Origin of the sequence: Rhizobium pantanalense (genome assembly GCF_030182525.1) — a bacterium.
In the GTDB taxonomy this organism is placed as follows: domain Bacteria; phylum Pseudomonadota; class Alphaproteobacteria; order Rhizobiales; family Rhizobiaceae; genus Rhizobium.
Genome location: NZ_JAQJCH010000016.1, coordinates 1 through 16550, shown reverse-complemented (window position 1 = coordinate 16550; position 16550 = coordinate 1). Strand labels below are relative to the sequence as shown.

The following is a 16550-nucleotide window of genomic DNA, read 5'->3' as shown; positions in this document are numbered from 1 at the left end:
GCAAAATCATAAGATTGAAGGAGGGGCGGATGCAGGCAGCGACAGGCGATGAACCGTTTCGTCAAGGCGATTTCATCGTGAGACCTGCTGCGGCATGGACACCGGGTGTGCACGCCTTGTTGGCTGCGCTGCATCGGTATGGATTCAATGCAGCTCCGATTTCAGCTGGATATGACGGTGCCTGGGAGCGGGTAACCTATCTGCCCGGAGACACCGGCGATCTCGATGACCGCACTGACATGCGCAGCGAAATGGCGCTGCGGTCGGCTGCATCGCTGCTGCGTCGCTATCACGACTGTTCTAGCTTGTTCGCAAAAGGCCTTGAGGCCGATCATACGTGGCAACTGCCGGCCCGCTCGCCCTGCGAGGTCATCTGCCATGGGGATTTTGCCCCCTACAATGTCGTCCTGAACGATGGCGAAGTGGCCGGTATCATCGATTTCGAGGCTGCGCATCCCGGTCCGCGAATGTGGGATCTGGCCTATGCCGTCTATCGCTGGGCACCGCTGTCTTCCGGCGTCGCCATCAAGGGAATGGACACACTTGCCGCCCAAGTCGATCGTGCCCGCATCTTTACCGATGCCTATGGCTTGTCCATTGCCGAGCGTCCTTCGTTGCCTGGAATCATCGTCGAGCGGCTTGAGGCTCTATTGGCTTTCATGGAACGGGAAGCTGCCCGCGGCATCGAGAGATATCGCCGGAATCTCCAGGAAGGACATGATTGCATCTACAGGGAAGATGTTGCCTATATCAGAAAGCGGTCGGCTGAAATCGTTTCGGGGCTGACGGGCTGAGTTTCAGACAGTCTCTTTGCGCAGCGGGCGGAAGCTCATGCGGTGCAGCGAGCAGGGGCCATGTTGCTCGATGCCGGCGCGATGCTGCGGAGTGCCGTAGCCGGCATGGGCTGCAAAACCATAGGCCGGAAAGACAATGCCTGCGCGTGTCATCATCCGGTCGCGGGTCACTTTGGCAACTATCGATGCGGCAGCGATGGAGAAGGAGCGCGCGTCTCCCTTGACGACGGCCTTTCCCGGGCAGGCAAGCCCAGCTGGCACATCGAGCCCGTCGGTCAGCACATAGCTTGCGGGCACGGCAAGCCCACAAATGGCACGGCGCATCGCATCGAGGCTTGCCTTGCGGATATCGGTCGTATCGATACGACCGGCACTCGACGAGGCGATAGAGACCGTTGCTGTTGCGAGAATCTCCACGAACAACTCTTCGCGTCTGGCCGCGGTCAGCTGTTTGGAATCGTTTAGCCCATTCGGGATACGCTCTGGATCGAGAATGACGGCGGCCGCCACGACCGGTCCCGCAAGCGGGCCTCGGCCGGCCTCATCTGCCCCGGCAACCGGCCAATGGCCGGCCCGTCGTGCGATCAGCTCCAGCTCGAAAGTGGGAACGAGCGGGTTATCCTCGAAGAGCATTGGAGAATCGGGTGATGTGCTGCGTGTCATGCGGCGAAGCTCGCACACCACCCGATCTCCTGCAAGCCCCCGGTGGATCATGGCGGCGAAGCCAGGGGCTTTTCCAGCGGGGTCGGGGAAACCCGCAAGGAATATCAAAGCAGCGACAACTGGACGCCGCTGCCATCGGGCGGCACGAACAGGTCGTCGCGCAATGCGATATTGCGGCGCGTAAGTTCTAGCCGGCGCGTCGCCATCTCGAAGCGGCGGCTGATCTGCCAGGCATAGGGCCCGGCACCCTTCATGCGCTTGCCGAACTCCGCATCGTAATCCTTGCCGCCGCGCATCGAGCGGATCAGCGACATGACGTGGCGATAGCGATCCGGATAATGCTGCAGCAGCCAATCGCGAAAGAGCGGGCTCACCTCCAGCGGCAGCCGCAGGATGACATAGCTTGCCTCCTGTGCGCCGGCGGCCTTGCCGGCGTCCAGGATACGCTCGATTTCATGATCGTTGAGGGCAGGGATAATCGGCGCCACCATGATCGCGGTGCGGATGCCGGCCTCGTTCAAAGCCTGGATCGCCTCCAGCCGCCGTGGCGGTGTCGCTGCCCGTGGCTCCATGGTGCGCGCCAGCTTGCGGTCGAGCGTCGTCACCGACAGCCCAACCCGCACCAGGTTCTTGGCGGCCATCTCCTTCAGAATATCGATATCGCGCATGACCAGCGCCGACTTGGTGACAATGGCAACCGGATGGTTCGCCCGGTTCAGCACTTCGAGGATCTGGCGCATGATCCGCCATTCCTTCTCGATCGGCTGATAGGGGTCGGTATTGGTGCCGATGGCAATCACGCGCGGCTTGTAGCCGGGCTTTGCCAGTTCGCGCTCCAAAAGCTTGGCGGCATCCGGCTTGGCAAACAGCTTCGATTCGAAATCCAGCCCGGCAGACAGCCCCATATAGGCATGCGTCGGCCGCGCGAAGCAGTAGATGCAGCCGTGCTCGCAGCCGCGATAAGGGTTGATCGATCGGTCGAAGGGAATATCGGGAGATTCGTTGCGGGTAATGGCCGTGCGCGGCTTCTCCACCTGCACTTCGGTCTTGAAGGGCGGCAACTCTTCCCAGCTTTGCCAGCCGTCGTCGAAGGCTTCGCGCTGCTGCGGCTCGAACCGGCCGCTCGGGTTCAATCCGGCGCCGCGCCCACGCCGGCGCTCGACGTCGACCCTGAGACCGGCATCGGCGATCAAAGCATTGGCAACATCTGCCGTATTGGCAGGCGCGAAAGCGGCCTGCCCTGCAAGGGACTGCTCGTTCATCGGTAGCTCCAGGGCGGCTCATGCCATCGCATGCCGCGTCTAAGATGATTAAATTCCTATCCGACAAATGAGAACATTGCAAGAACAAAAATCCGCGACCGTCATTTTCCATCTCATTCACGGGAGGCATTCGGCGCTGCCAGCTGTGAGAATTGTCGGCCGCTTATGATGCTTTTCTTAAACGCTCCAGCCTGAGGGTTCGGTGCTGGCAATAAATTATGCGGCGCTCTATAAATGGGCGATGTTGACGGTCATCATCGAATGCCAGGATCACGAACCCGAGCTGGCGCAGACATTGGCGGCATTGGTGGCAGGCGCGGTCGAAGGGCTGGTCAGCGACGTGGTCGTGCTCGATCACGGTTCCAGGGACGGCACATCGAAGGTGGCCGATGCTGCAGGCTGCCGCTTTTATTCGCAGTGGGATATCAAGGATATATTGCGGTCTGCGAGGGGCGAATGGTTGCTGCTGGTCGAGCCCGGCGCGCGGCCGCAAGCCGGCTGGATCGATGAGATCGCCGAATATGTCTCGCTGAATAAGGTGCCGGCGCGCTTTACAGCATCGCGCGGCTATCGTCGCCCGTTTCTGAAGCGAATCGGCCGCCGTACGGCGCCGCTGGAACTGGGTTTGCTGCTTTCCAAGCACCAGGCGATCGCCGTCGCCAGATCGGGCATGGGGCTGGCGGAGTTCGCCAAGGGACAGAAGGGCCGACGGCTTTCAAGCGAGCTCATTCCGTCCTGGGTGGCACGCGCGGCGCGATAGGGCCTAGCGTTCCGCAGATTCCATTTGTAAACGCGCGAATAGCTGCGATAATTTGCGTGTGGCGGCACCTTATGCGTGTCGCGTCAGGCGGCCGACCATGAAGATGCCGATATCAGGCGGAGCTGGTCAGCGGAACTCTCCTTTTTCGCCGGGATTTCGGCGAAAGGAGGTGCGTTATGAAACGCACGATGCTCTACCGCCTCATAGCAACGATCTTCGTTGCAAGTGCAACTCTTTTCCCCGGCATTGCCGCCGCTCAGGTGACCTTGGCCTGCGCTCAACGCGTCGATATCGTCGCGTTTCTTGGCAACCATCTTTCGGAAAAGCTTTCGGCCGTCGGCAAGCTCGATCAGAGCACGATTGTTGAGATCTACGCCGCCGAGGGCGGCAACTGGACACTGCTGATGAGCGATGTATCCGGCCGGAGCTGCATCATTCTTACCGGCGATTCTTGGGAATCAATTCCTGTCCTGCCGAAGGCATGAGCGGCGCACAATATCGCGGCGAGCAGAAGATCTATCTCGAGCCGGCGCCGCGCTTCAGATGCTCGTCGAGGCGCGGCATGATCTCCACGAAATTGCAGGGCATGTGACAATAGTCGAGTTGCGCCTTCAAGATGCCGTCCCATGCATCCTTGCAGGCGCCAGGCGAACCCGGCAGTACGAAAATGAAGGTGGCATTGGCCACACCGCCGGTCGCTCGTGACTGGATCGTCGCCGTGCCGATCTTGTCGTAGGAAATGCGATGAAAGACCTCGGAAAACCCATCCATCCGCTTCTCGAACAAAGGCTCCAGCGCTTCCGGCGTAACGTCTCGGCCGGTGAAGCCAGTTCCGCCGGTGGTGATCACGACGTCGACCGCATCATCCTTCGTCCAGGCTTCCACCTGCGCGCGGATGCGCTCTTTGTCGTCTGGCACGATGGCGCGGGCAGCAAGCCTGTGACCCGCCTCCGCAATGCGGGCAACCAGCGTATCGCCGGATTTATCGTCAGCGAGCGTGCGTGTATCGGAAACGGTCAGCACGGCGATGCCGACGGGAATGAAGGATCTTTCGTTGCCTGACGCCGCCATCATGCCTCTCCCGCGATCGTTTCGGTTACCTGGAAATACCAGTCCGGCCGCTGCCTGTGAAGCGAAGCGGCGGCGGCCGTCGCCTGTTCGATATCGTTGAAAATACCGAAGCACGTCGCACCGGAGCCGGACATGCGCGTCAGGATTGGGGATTCGCTTTCGATCAAGCCGGAAAGCACACCAATCTCGCCGCAGATTGAGCGCGCCGGCGGTTCGAGATCGTTGCGCAGCGTCTTGATCGTGTCGATCCATTCGCCGTGTCCCTGTGGCATCTGCGATGGAAACAAGAGCGGCGGGTTGTCCTTGCGGGTGAGCTGCCGGAACACATCCGATGTCGAGACGCCGACAAGCGGATTGCCGAGAACCATGGCAAAGGCGGGAAATTCTGGCAACAGGTCGATTGCCTCGCCGATGCCGCGCGCGACCAGCGGCTGGCTGGCAAGGCACATCGGCACATCGGCGCCAAGCTTCAAGGCGATGGTCTTGACTGTCGCCTCCGGAAGGGTAACGCGCCATAGCCGCATCAGCCCGCGCAAGGTCGCCGCCGCATCCGCCGAGCCGCCGCCGATGCCGGATGCGATCGGTAGATTCTTTTCCAGATGAATATGGACTGAGGGAGCATCGAAGCCGGAAGATTTGGCTGCCTGCCGCAAGAGATCGCGCGCCTTGAGAACGAGATTGTCGCCGGCCTCGGCATCGGCGGAAAGCAACGGGCCAAACCGTCCGGAAAGGCTGAAATCATCATCCTCGCTTGCGCGAAAGAAAAGACGGTCGCCATAGCGGGCAAAGCTGACGAGCATGTCGAGCAAATGATAGCCATCGGCTCGGCGGCCCGTAACATGCAGTGCAAGATTGATCTTTGCGGGCGCCTCTTCCGTGAGGTCGAAAGCGCCCGCAGCCAAGATCGTGCTCATGGAATCTTAGGACTTCTTGTCGACCGGCACCGGAGCGTTCGTGTCGGGCGAGGGCGCGGGTGCTGGATCGGGCAGCTTGCTCTTGTCGACGGTCTTCGGATCGTTGTCGAGCGGCGGCAAGCCCTTCTCGACCTTTTCCTTGATCTTCGGAATATCGGCCTCTTCCGGCTTCGAAGCGAGCGCCCGATTCCATTGGTAGACGGCTTCGAGCTTGCGATTGACGCGCCAATAGGCGTCGCCGAGGTGGTCATTGATGGTCGGGTCGCCGGCCTTCAACTGTGCTGCCCGTTCCAGCTCGCTTACGGCATCGTCGAAGCGGTTGAGGCGGAAATAGGCCCAGCCAAGGGAATCGACGATATAGCCGTCGTCCGGCCTGAGATCGACGGCCTTCTTGATCATGTCCAGACCCTGGTCGAGGTTCATGTTCATGTCGACCCAGGAATAGCCGAGATAGTTCAGAACCTGCGGCTGATCCGGATTGAGCTCAAGGGCCTTCTTGAAGTTCGGCTCTGCATCCGCCCACTTCTTCAGCCGCTCATAGGCAATGCCGCGCTGAAAGAACACGGCCCAATCGCTGCGCTTCGGCACGGGGCCGATGATCTGCACGGCCTTGTCGTAATTGTCAGCCATGGACTGAAAGTCCTTGGCGTCGGAAAGCACGCTGCCATAGGCGAGATAGCTGCGGACATCGTTCGGATCGGAATCGATCAGCGCCTTCAGATGCTTGCGTGCATCGTCGACCTTGCCAGACTGGGCGAGCGCAAGGCCGAGCTGCAGCTCGGAGATGCGGGCCATCGGCGAGTCATCGGGCACCTTCTTGTAGAAGCCGATCGCGCGATCGGTCTGCTCCTGCTTTTCGGCCAGGCCGCCGAGCAGCACCAGCGTATCGGCTGCCTTGGGGTCGAGGGAGTTGGCGATCTGCAGGTAGAGCGAGACGACATCCTCGGCACCATCGCGGTTCAGCGCGGCACCGATGGTGAAGAGCACGGCGGCCGCACCCTCGCTGGCATTGGTGACCTGCTGGTTCGGCGTATCGCCCTTGCTGATGCTGTCGCGCAGCGCATTCAGCGGCGCATAATTGCTGACGAGATTGTCGCCGACGGAGATCGCATCCAGCGCCTTCTGCTTGTCGCCGGCCTTGGCTTCGAGGCGCGCAAGCGCCATGACGGCGCGCATGAAGGTGTCCGGTGCGGTCGCGCCGCCAGTCTTGTCGAGGATGGCATCGTTGAGATGCGAGCGTGCCGACTTCAGGTCGCCCAGCGTCAGTGCAATGGCGCCGGCATGATAGTTCTTGAAGATGTTGAACCAATCCGGGCCCTTCATCTTGTCGATCATCGAGATCGCTTCCTTGCCGCGGCCGGATCCGGCGCGCGCCCAGGCGGCGACCAGGTTGGTCATCATCCGGTCGAGATCGTTCGGACCATTATATTTGAGGATCTCTTGCGCGGTGCGGTATTCATGGCGGCGGATGGCGTCCATGCCGCGCACGATCGTCGTGACACGCTCGACCGAAGGATCGCTCTTCAACTCGTTGGCGTATTTGACGCCTTCTTCCAGATTGCCGTTCAGCAGCAGCGAGATCATGAGCCGCTGGCGAATTTCCGGATTGCTCGGATCGATCATCAGCGCCTTTTTGTAGAGCGCAATGGCAGTATCGTAGTCATGATCGACATCTGCGGTACGGGCGGAGAGGAACGCGCCTGCGAACGTATCGACACTATCCGGATCGAAAGAAGTGACCGGAGCACTGGCCTCCGGCGCTGCCGGCTTATCCTCTGCGCGCGCGCCAGTCAGGGCGGACACCGAAAGGATTGCCGCCAAGGCTACGCCCGAAAGGAAACGGATGGCAAGTCTCTGCCGCATTAGAAAGCCTTTCATCAAGGGAATGGCCGGCGACTTCGCCGGCGGCACAACGCATTCGTGTCAACTGATTCACAACAGGATGGCTTTTTTGAAGCGGCCCTGCAACAAATTCAGGCCGCCGCTATCAATTAACGCGTTCGATGCAGAAATCGATCACTTCCAGAAGTGCCGATTTCCAGGGCGTTTCCGGCAATGGCGCCAAGGCGTCGCGGGCAATGGTGCCGTAGTGTACGGCGCGGGCAATTGTGTCAGCCAGCGCGCCGTATTTCGTGATCAGGCCGAGGGCTTTTTCGAGATTCTCGTCGCTGTTATCGCCGGTTTCGATGGCCTCACGCCAGAAGGCGCGTTCCTTCTCGGTGCCGCGGCGATAGGCCAGAATCACCGGAAGCGTGATCTTGCCCTCGCGGAAATCGTCGCCGACATTCTTGCCGAGGTCGGCAGCCTTGCCGCCGTAATCGAGCGCATCGTCGACGAGCTGGAAGGCGAGGCCGAGATTGGTGCCGTAGGACTTCAGCGCATTACGCTCCGCCTTGCCGGCATTGGCGACGATCGGGCCGACTTCGGCTGCGGCGGCAAAAAGCGCTGCGGTCTTGGCGCGGATGACCGAGAGATAATCGTCTTCCGTCGTCTCCATGTTCTTGGAAACGGAAAGCTGCAGCACCTCGCCTTCGGCGATGACGCAGGCCGCCGAGGAGAGCACGTCGAGCGCTTCGAGTGAGCCGACTTCCACCATCATGCGGAAAGCCTGGCCGAGCAGGAAGTCACCGACCAGCACGCTTGCCTGGTTGCCCCAGATCATCCGGGCTGTGGACTTGCCGCGGCGCAGATCGCTTTCGTCGACCACATCGTCGTGCAGCAGCGTCGCTGTGTGCAGGAATTCGACCGATGTCGCGAGCTTAATGTGATTGTCGCCCTGATAGCCGTAAAGAGCGGCGGAGGCGATGGTCAGCATCGGCCGCAAACGCTTGCCGCCGGAGGAGATCAGATGCTCCGCAACCTCGGGGATCATCTGCACATCGGAGCCCGCCTTGGACAGGATAAGCTGATTGACGCGTTCCATGTCCGCCTTGGTCAGGTCCACCAATGGCTTGATGGATGCCAGTTTATTCTTGCTTTCTTCCAGCGGTATCACGACGCCCAACGATCCGGACTCCTGTTCATTTCCTGCAAAGCACAATAAGAAGGGGCGAAAGAGGCGGCAAGAGGCGAATTGTCTCGTCGCGTAAATTTGACAGGAATTCTAAGGCTTATGCACGAGCTGATCCGCACCAACGACCCGGTCCTCCTCTCATTCGCGGAGAGTCTGATGAAGGATGCAGGAATCCATTGCCTGGTGGCGGATCAGGCGATGAGCGTTCTGGAAGGTTCGCTCGGCATGCTGCCTCGACGCTTTCTGGTGGAGGAAGAGCGTGCCGATCTGGCCCGTCGCATCCTCATCGATGCCGGTCTCGGTGACGAGTTGCGCCCGGTGCGGACCTGAGGTCGGCCATGACCGGCAAGTCCTCCGAAACCATCGATGCCTTCCACCGCGGCGCTTTCCATGTCGTGCAGCCGAAGGGCAGGGGGCACCGCTCCGGCATGGATGCCATGTTGCTGGCGGCACTCGTCGCAGATGAGCGAATGATCCGGGTGGCGGATCTCGGTGCAGGTGCTGGAGCAGCCGGAATGGCCGTGGCCTCGAGACTCGATCGGGCGGAGGTCGTGTTGTTCGAGCGCTCGCCCGATATGACCGAGTTCGCACGCAAGAGCCTTTCGTTGCGGGAAAACGCCCGATTTGCCGACCGCGTCTCGGTCATCGAAGCCGATGTCACGCTGACCGGCAAAGACCGCAATGAAGCAGGCCTTGTCGACGACAGCTTTCATCATGTCATCATGAACCCGCCCTTCAACGATGCCAGCGACCGGCTGACGCCCGATGCCTTGAAGGCGGAGGCGCATGCCATGACGGATGGCCTATTCGAGAAATGGATCCGCACGGCAGGCGCGATCATGATCCCCGGCGGCCAGCTCTCGCTGATCGCCCGGCCGGAGTCGATCGGCGAGATCATAGCCGCCTGCGGCCGCCGCTTCGGCGGCATTGAAATCACGCCGATCCATCCCCGCGAAGGCGAGAGTGCGGTGCGTATCCTGGTGACCGCGATCAAGGGTTCGAGGGCGAGGCTTGCGCTGCGCGCGCCTTTGATCATGCACGGTGAAGGGACGCATAAATTCACCGATTTTGTCGATGATATGAACAACGGCCGCGCTTCGTATCCGCGCCGATAGCCATTCGGCCGCCCTCAGCGTCAGAGCATCAAATACGATCCGCAATATTGCGTTTGCCATTTCCATGCATACATCACGGGCAACAAACATCATGAAACAGGGATGACGAATGGTTGGGTTCTTGAGACGCATGCTTCCGAAGCGCTTCCGCAAGGAGGAGGTGATCGTCCCTGTCGTCCGCCTGAGCGGCGTCATCTCTTCCGGTGGAGGGCCGCTGCGGCAATCGCTGAATCTTGCTGGCTCATCCCAGGCTCTTGAAAAAGCCTTCGGCATGAAGACGGCGCCCGCCGTCGCAATCGTCGTCAACTCGCCAGGTGGCTCTCCGGTCCAGTCTCGGATGATTTACAATCGCATCCGCGATCTGGCCGCCGAGAAAAACAAGAAGGTGCTGGTCTTCGTCGAGGATGTCGCAGCCTCCGGCGGGTATATGATTGCGCTGGCGGGTGACGAGATCATCGCCGACGCCACCTCCATCGTCGGTTCGATCGGCGTCGTCTCAGGCGGCTTCGGATTTCCGGAACTGTTGAAGAAGATCGGCATTGAGCGCCGCGTCTATACCGCTGGCGAAAACAAGGCGATCCTCGATCCCTTCCAGCCGGAGAAGGAGAAGGACATCGAATATCTGAAGAGCCTGCAGCTGGAGATCCACAAGGTCTTCATCGACATGGTGCTCGAGCGTCGTACAGGAAAACTCTCGGCTGACGAAACGGTGTTCTCCGGCCTGTTCTGGACCGGCAGCCGCGGGCTGGAGCTCGGCCTGATCGATAGCCTCGGCGATATGCGCCAGGAATTGCGGAAGCGCTTCGGTGACAAGGTCAAGCCGACGCTGATCACCACGCCGCGCAGCCTCTTCGGCCGCAAGGCTCCGGGCATTTCATTGGGAGGCATCGATAACCTCGGCGCGGGGCTCGCATCCGGACTTGCAGAAGCAGCAGAGGAAAGGGCATTGTGGAGCCGGTACGGATTGTAAGCGGGAGCGCTGGGTAATGCCCCAGATCATCTTCTTTGTCGTCGCCGTCGGCGGCCTTTGGCTGCTCTATCGGCGTTTCGTGCGCGATGCCCAGCGGCTCGCCGAAAAATCCCGCCGCGCCGAAACGGAACGCCGTACCGGCGCGATGGGAACGCTGGTCAAGGACCCGAAAACCGGCGAGTATCATGTGAAGCGCGAGGATGAGTAAGTCAAATTGCTTCGTTCGTGAGTTTTTGATATACTTTGCCCAATGTATATCATTGGAGTGTTTTATGCAGGTCGCAAAATGGGGGAATAGTCTAGCCATCCGCATTCCTTCAGCTGTTGTCGATGCACTCGATTTGAAGGAAGGCGACGATATCGTTGTGCGTATCGGCGCGGGAAGCGCCTTCGAGATTGAACGTGACGACAGGCGGCAGAAAGCCTTGGAAAAAGTCAGATCGTTCAAGCTCAAACTCCCTAAGGATTGGAAGTTTGACCGCGAAGACGCCAATTCTCGTTGATGCGCCCCGTTTTGGATTTTCTCGACACGAATGTTCTCCTCTATGCTCTTTCGGAGGACGAGCGGGCCGAAAAGGCACAAGCGCTATTGGCCCAGCCCTGCGTTATCAGCGCTCAGGCGCTGAATGAGTTTGCCAATGTGGGGCGTAAGAAACTCAATATGTCGTGGGCTGATATTCGCGAAGCGGTTGATGCTATCGTCGCTTTGTCGGCGACCATTGTTCCGGTAAGCGAGAGGATCACGTTGGCAGGGCTGGATCTTGCCCAGCGCTATCAGCTTTCTTTCTACGATGCGACTATGATGGCCGCAGCGATCGGGGCTGGCTGCGAGCGGTTTTATTCGGAAGATCTGCACGCCGGCCTGATAGTCGAGAAGCAGTTGACCATCGTCAATCCATTCTGACCCCTTGGATCAAGTGCGGGTAGTGTCCTTGCACTCCGCAGAGTAAAAACTTGACCCGTTCGCCACGTCGTGGCACCTGTCCGCCAAACCATTCGCTAGCGGAAGAAATCAGTTCCCATGACTGCCAACGTGCCCGACCATATGAACCCGAAGCGCTCCTTTCAGGCGCTGATCCTGACGCTGCACAATTACTGGGCCGACAAGGGATGCGCGGTTCTGCAGCCCTACGACATGGAAGTCGGCGCCGGCACGTTCCACCCGGCGACCACGCTGCGTTCGCTGGGTCCGAAGCCGTGGCGGGCTGCCTATGTCCAGCCGTCCCGTCGTCCGTCCGATGGCCGCTACGGTGAGAATCCGAACCGCCTGCAGCATTATTATCAGTACCAAGTCATCCTGAAGCCCAATCCGCCGAACCTGCAGGAGCTCTATCTCGGCTCGTTAAAGGCGATCGGGCTCGATCCGCTTCTGCATGATATCCGCTTCGTCGAAGACGACTGGGAAAGCCCGACGCTCGGCGCATGGGGCCTCGGCTGGGAATGCTGGTGCGATGGCATGGAAGTCTCGCAGTTCACCTATTTCCAGCAGGTCTGCGGCATCGAATGCGCGCCCGTCGCCGGCGAGCTGACCTACGGCCTGGAGCGTCTCGCGACCTATGTCCAGGGCGTCGACAGCGTCTATGACCTGAATTTCAACGGCCTCGAGGGCGAAGACAAGATCACGTACGGTGACGTCTTCCTGCAGGCCGAGCAGGAATATTCGCGGCATAATTTCGAATATGCCAATACCGAGATGCTGCACCGCCATTTCATCGATGCGGAGAAGGAATGCCAGGCATTGCTGGCAGCCGGCGCGCCCGGCGATAGCGAAAACCATCGCCTGCACAAATGCGTCTTTCCGGCTTACGACCAGTGCATCAAGGCAAGCCACGTCTTCAACCTGCTTGACGCCCGCGGCGTCATCTCGGTGACGGAACGCCAGAGCTACATTCTGCGCGTGCGTACGCTGGCCAAGGCTTGCGGTGAGGCCTTCCTGCTGACGGATGCAGGCGGCGTCAACTGGAACCAGCAGGCCGCCTGAGGCAAACTTCCCCGGGATTGGGCATCGCCACAGCCTATCTTGGCTCTGCGCCGCCGTTAAAGCCGGGTGACATTGGCGAGAAATCTGCCTAGTGTCCCTTGGGTTGCAGTCGCCACGGGGGGGGGGATTTCAGATGCTTGTTCTTCTAGCGATCATAGTGCTGGCCGCGCTCTATGTCGTCTTCATTTACAACGGGCTCGTTCGTGCACGACAAGTCGCGGAAGAGGCATGGTCGGGTATCGATGTGCAGTTGAAGCGCCGCGCCGATCTCATTCCCAATCTGGTCGAGACGGTCAAAGGCTATGCCGGGCATGAAAACAAGACGCTGGTCGAAGTCACCCAGGCCCGTGCCGCAGCGCAGGCCGTGCCCGCTGGCGATGTCGCCGGCCGTGCGGCAGCCGAAGGCGTTCTCAGTCAGGCGCTTGGCCGCCTGATGGTTGTGTCCGAAGCCTATCCCGACCTGAAGGCCAATACAGGCTTCGTCGAACTGCAGCAGTCGCTGGAGACGACGGAAAACGAGATTCAGATGTCGCGCCGTTATTACAACGGTGCCGCGCGCGATCTGAACGTCAAGGTCGAGACCTTCCCGAACAACCTCATCGCTGGCCCCTTCGGATTTACCAAGAAGGCCTATTTCGAGATATCAAACGAGGCGGATCGCGCCGTTCCGACGGTAAAGTTCTGAGATTTCCGCTATCGGTTTTTCATATCAGGCGGTAAAGGATGCCGACCGCTGGCCATCGGCCGGCTTCCTGACTGACCAAAGAGAATGATGATGGGTAGAGCCAAACTCACGATTATCCCGCCGGGCAAGCCATTGACCGGACGCGCCATGCCGCCGGGATCGAAGTCGATCACCAACCGCGCGCTGCTGCTGGCAGGCCTTGCCAAGGGCACGAGCCGGCTGACCGGCGCGCTGAAGAGCGACGATACCCGCTATATGGCCGAAGCGCTGCGCGCCATGGGCGTTGTCATTGACGAGCCCGACGACACGACCTTCATCGTGACTGGCAGCGGCAAGCTGAAGGCGCCGGCTGCACCGCTTTTCCTCGGCAATGCCGGCACGGCGACGCGCTTCCTGACGGCAGCTGCAGCGCTGGTCGACGGCAAGGTCATCGTCGATGGCGATGCCCATATGCGCAAGCGGCCGATCGGCCCGCTCGTCGATGCATTGCGCTCGCTCGGCGTCGATGCCTCGGCTGAGACCGGCTGCCCGCCCGTCATCATCAACGGCACAGGCCGCTTCGAGGCGAGCCGCGTGCAGATCGATGGCGCCCTGTCCAGCCAGTATGTCTCGGCCCTTTTGATGATGGCTGCCGGCGGTGACCGTGCTGTCGATGTCGAGCTGCTTGGCGAACATATCGGCGCTCTCGGCTATATCGATCTCACGGTCGCGGCGATGCGCGCTTTCGGCGCCAAGGTCGAGCGTGTGAGCCAGGTCGCCTGGCGCGTCGAGCCCACCGGTTATCATGCCGCCGATTTCGTGATCGAACCCGATGCCTCCGCCGCGACCTATCTCTGGGCAGCTGAAGTTTTGAGTGGCGGCAAGATCGATCTCGGCACCCCGGCAGAGCAGTTCTCGCAGCCGGATGCCAAGGCCTATGACCTGATTTCGAAGTTCCCGCATCTGCCTGCCGTCATCGACGGTTCGCAGATGCAGGATGCCATCCCGACGCTTGCCGTTCTGGCTGCCTTCAACGAAACGCCGGTGCGCTTCGTCGGCATCGAGAACCTGCGCGTCAAGGAATGCGATCGTATCCGGGCACTGTCGAGCGGCCTGTCGCGCATCGTTCCGAACCTCGGCACAGAAGAGGGGGACGATCTCATCGTCGCATCCGATCCGAGCCTTGCCGGCAAAGTGCTGCCGGCAGAGATCGACAGCTTCGCCGATCACCGCATCGCCATGAGTTTTGCGCTCGCCGGCCTGAAGATCGGCGGCATCACCATTCTCGACCCCGATTGCGTCGCCAAGACCTTCCCGTCCTATTGGAACGTGCTGGCGTCGCTTGGAGTCGCTTACGAAGACTGACGCTCCGCCATCTCAAGGGAGGCTGAGCGCAGGCATATTCCTGACGTGAAGCGGCGCCGGCATCGGCGCCGCGGTTATCCTTTGGGGGAGTGATGACACGGCTTTGCGGGTTCTTCCTGGCTCTGTGCCTGCTGCTTTGTGCAACGGCGGTGATGGCAGCCGAACTCATCACCAACTTCGATCAGGCGATCGCGCTGCATCGTGACGGCTCCATGCGCGTCATCGAGACGATCTCCGTCAATGCCGAGGGCCAAAGCATCCGCCGCGGCATCTTCCGGGATTTCCCGCTGACGATGACCGATGCCGGTGGCCGTCAGATCGAGGTGGATTTTAAGGTCGTCTCCGTCGAGCGTGACGGCCAGCCGGAGGATTGGCGCAGCGAGCGCATCAGCGGCGGCGAGCGTATCTATATCGGCAAGGCCGATCGTATGCTGAACCCAGGCCCGCACACATTCCGCATCACCTACGACACCAATCGTCAGATGCGCTATTTCGACGATCATGACGAACTCTATTGGAATGTCACTGGCAATGGCTGGCTGTTCCCGATCGTCAATGCCAAGGCAATCGTCACCTTGCCCGATGGCGTGCAGCCGCAGCAGCTTGCCTTCTTTACGGGGCCACTCGGCGCTACGGGCAAGAACGCAAGCGCGAGCCAACAGGGCAATATTGTTACCTTCGTGACAACCAGGCCGCTCGCCACGGCCGAAGGCCTGACGATCGCCATCAAGCTGGCCAAAGGAGCGATCGCGCCGCCGAGTGACAGCCAGCAATGGGGCTGGTTCCTTCGGGATCATCTCGATACGATCATCGCGATCGGCGGGTTGATCCTGCTGTTTGCCTATTACATGCGCAGCTGGATTGCGGTCGGCCGCGATCCGCCTGCAGGTGTTATGGTCCCGCGGTGGGATCCGCCTGACGGTATTTCGCCGGCGCTCGTGAATTATATCGATAATAGGGGCTTCGCCAGTTCCGGCTGGACGGCATTTTCCGCAACCGCGATCGACCTTGCCGTGCGCGGCTATGTCATTCTGGACGATTTGAAGGAAAAGGTCGTTATCCGCCCGACAGGCAAGTCCGGCAACGATCTCAGCGGCGGCGACAAGGTGCTCATTCAGGCCGTCGGACCATTCGCGCCGCTCGTCATCGACAAGGAGAATGGCGAAGCAGTACAGCGTCTGGGTGGGAAGTTTCGCAGCGCGATCGAGCGCGATCATCGCGGCGAATATTACAAGGCCAATTCGCTCTATGTCGTGATCGGTATTGCTCTCTCGGTTTTGATCCTCGCATCCATCATCATCTTTGGGCGGTTGCATGAAAATGCAGTGCCGCTGATCGTGATGCCCGGTGTTCTGTCGATCTTTGTTACGATCTTTACCAACATCATCGGCCGCAGATTCCGGCGCCCTGGCGCCGGTCTGGGCCAGCGAATTCTTTCTGTTCTGATCTGCGCCTTCTTCGGCTTCGTCCTGGTATCCGTCGTCGTCAACGGCTTTGCGGCCGCGGTCGTGCCGCTGTGGGAAGCGGGTCTGCTGCCGCTGGTCGCTGGCATCGTCGGCATTTTCGCGCTGAACGTCGTCTTCTTTTTCATCATGGGCGCCCCGACGCCGCTCGGACGCAAGATGATGGATGGCATCGCCGGTCTCAGGCAATATCTGACGCTTGCCGAACGCGACCGGATGAACATGCAGGGCGCACCGCAGATGTCGCCACAGCATTTCGAAAAGCTGCTGCCCTATGCGGTCGCGCTCGGGGTTGAAAAGCCATGGTCGAGCGCCTTCGAGACCTGGCTCGCCACGGCTGCGGGTGCTGCCGCGGCAGCCTATGCGCCGGTCTGGTATTCCGGCGATTTTCGGCCCGGCAATATCGGCGGCACGATCGGCGACTTCTCCTCGTCCATGGCATCGACCATCGCCTCGACGATCCCGGCACCAGCGTCGAACTCTTCCTCCGCCTTCGGCGGCGGTGGGGGAGGAGG

At 60.5% G+C, this 16550-nt stretch carries 19 protein-coding genes; 13 read left to right on the top strand and 6 right to left on the bottom strand.

The genetic code is table 11. The features are described 5' to 3' along the window. Window positions 1-29: 29 nt before the first annotated feature. Window positions 30-794: a phosphotransferase gene (locus tag PH558_RS30295; RefSeq protein ID WP_095434090.1), complete on the top strand. Its 765-nt coding sequence runs from the start codon at window positions 30-32 to the stop codon at window positions 792-794. Window positions 795-797: 3 nt separating this feature from the next. Here the strand turns inward: PH558_RS30295 and PH558_RS30290 are convergent, their stop codons facing one another. Together PH558_RS30290 and PH558_RS30285 are read right to left on the bottom strand one after the other, a co-directional pair. After that, window positions 798-1457, bottom strand: coding sequence for a ribonuclease HII (locus PH558_RS30290; protein WP_285208096.1), 660 nt, complete (start codon window positions 1455-1457; stop codon window positions 798-800). A 104-nt stretch (window positions 1458-1561) separates the two neighbouring features. Continuing rightward, window positions 1562-2719 carry a PA0069 family radical SAM protein gene (locus tag PH558_RS30285; RefSeq protein WP_095434091.1) on the bottom strand — a complete coding sequence of 386 codons (1158 nt, stop codon included), beginning with the start codon at window positions 2717-2719 and terminating at the stop codon, window positions 1562-1564. A gap of 241 nt (window positions 2720-2960) precedes the next feature. Between PH558_RS30285 and PH558_RS30280 the strand changes: the two genes are divergently transcribed. Together PH558_RS30280 and PH558_RS30275 are read left to right on the top strand one after the other, a co-directional pair. Beyond that, window positions 2961-3479 (top strand): glycosyl transferase, encoded by a 519-nt coding sequence (locus PH558_RS30280; protein WP_069612432.1) that lies wholly within the window; start codon window positions 2961-2963, stop codon window positions 3477-3479. A 176-nt stretch (window positions 3480-3655) separates the two neighbouring features. Next, window positions 3656-3964, top strand: a complete 309-nt coding sequence (locus PH558_RS30275) for a hypothetical protein (protein WP_095434092.1) — start codon at window positions 3656-3658, stop codon at window positions 3962-3964. Window positions 3965-3995: 31 nt separating this feature from the next. Here PH558_RS30275 and moaB read toward each other — a convergent pair whose 3' ends face one another. From moaB to PH558_RS30255, 4 genes are all read right to left on the bottom strand, one after another. Continuing rightward, window positions 3996-4550 (bottom strand): molybdenum cofactor biosynthesis protein B, encoded by a 555-nt coding sequence (gene moaB / locus PH558_RS30270; protein WP_285208095.1) that lies wholly within the window; start codon window positions 4548-4550, stop codon window positions 3996-3998. After that, window positions 4550-5464, bottom strand: a complete 915-nt coding sequence (locus PH558_RS30265) for a 4-(cytidine 5'-diphospho)-2-C-methyl-D-erythritol kinase (RefSeq protein WP_095434094.1) — start codon at window positions 5462-5464, stop codon at window positions 4550-4552. The genes moaB and PH558_RS30265 overlap by 1 nt, the downstream gene beginning before the upstream one ends. A 6-nt stretch (window positions 5465-5470) precedes the next feature. Continuing rightward, entirely contained in the window at window positions 5471-7327 is a 1857-nt protein-coding gene (locus PH558_RS30260; protein WP_285208094.1) for a tetratricopeptide repeat protein, read from the bottom strand. Window positions 7328-7451: 124 nt separating this feature from the next. After that, complete coding sequence (locus tag PH558_RS30255; protein ID WP_069612437.1) at window positions 7452-8468, bottom strand: polyprenyl synthetase family protein; 1017 nt, start codon at window positions 8466-8468, stop codon at window positions 7452-7454. A 108-nt stretch (window positions 8469-8576) separates the two neighbouring features. On the opposite strand from PH558_RS30255, the gene PH558_RS30250 reads away from it, so the two are divergent. The 10 genes from PH558_RS30250 to PH558_RS30205 form a co-directional block, all read left to right on the top strand. Next, window positions 8577-8807 carry a putative signal transducing protein gene (locus PH558_RS30250; protein WP_069612438.1) on the top strand — a complete coding sequence of 77 codons (231 nt, stop codon included), beginning with the start codon at window positions 8577-8579 and terminating at the stop codon, window positions 8805-8807. A gap of 8 nt (window positions 8808-8815) precedes the next feature. Next, window positions 8816-9592: a tRNA1(Val) (adenine(37)-N6)-methyltransferase gene (locus tag PH558_RS30245; protein ID WP_095434096.1), complete on the top strand. Its 777-nt coding sequence runs from the start codon at window positions 8816-8818 to the stop codon at window positions 9590-9592. Between the two features lie 109 nt (window positions 9593-9701). Beyond that, the gene (locus PH558_RS30240; RefSeq protein ID WP_095434097.1) at window positions 9702-10562 is read left to right on the top strand and encodes a S49 family peptidase; all 861 of its coding nucleotides are present in this window, start codon (window positions 9702-9704) and stop codon (window positions 10560-10562) included. A gap of 16 nt (window positions 10563-10578) precedes the next feature. Continuing rightward, a complete protein-coding gene (locus PH558_RS30235) occupies window positions 10579-10770 on the top strand; it encodes an NfeD family protein (RefSeq protein ID WP_095434098.1) in 192 nt (63 codons plus the stop codon). A gap of 64 nt (window positions 10771-10834) precedes the next feature. Next, entirely contained in the window at window positions 10835-11065 is a 231-nt protein-coding gene (locus PH558_RS30230) for an AbrB/MazE/SpoVT family DNA-binding domain-containing protein (protein ID WP_285208093.1), read from the top strand. A gap of 11 nt (window positions 11066-11076) precedes the next feature. After that, a complete protein-coding gene (locus tag PH558_RS30225; protein WP_285208092.1) occupies window positions 11077-11466 on the top strand; it encodes a PIN domain-containing protein in 390 nt (129 codons plus the stop codon). A 117-nt stretch (window positions 11467-11583) separates the two neighbouring features. Beyond that, window positions 11584-12543, top strand: a complete 960-nt coding sequence (locus PH558_RS30220; protein ID WP_047627810.1) for a glycine--tRNA ligase subunit alpha — start codon at window positions 11584-11586, stop codon at window positions 12541-12543. Window positions 12544-12676: 133 nt separating this feature from the next. After that, window positions 12677-13228 carry a LemA family protein gene (locus PH558_RS30215; RefSeq protein ID WP_015338990.1) on the top strand — a complete coding sequence of 184 codons (552 nt, stop codon included), beginning with the start codon at window positions 12677-12679 and terminating at the stop codon, window positions 13226-13228. A gap of 87 nt (window positions 13229-13315) precedes the next feature. Then, window positions 13316-14572 (top strand): 3-phosphoshikimate 1-carboxyvinyltransferase, encoded by a 1257-nt coding sequence (gene aroA, locus PH558_RS30210; RefSeq protein ID WP_285208175.1) that lies wholly within the window; start codon window positions 13316-13318, stop codon window positions 14570-14572. 92 nt (window positions 14573-14664) lie between these two features. Continuing rightward, window positions 14665-16550: DUF2207 domain-containing protein (locus PH558_RS30205; protein WP_285208091.1), on the top strand; the 1886-nt coding region annotated here is incomplete at its 3' end.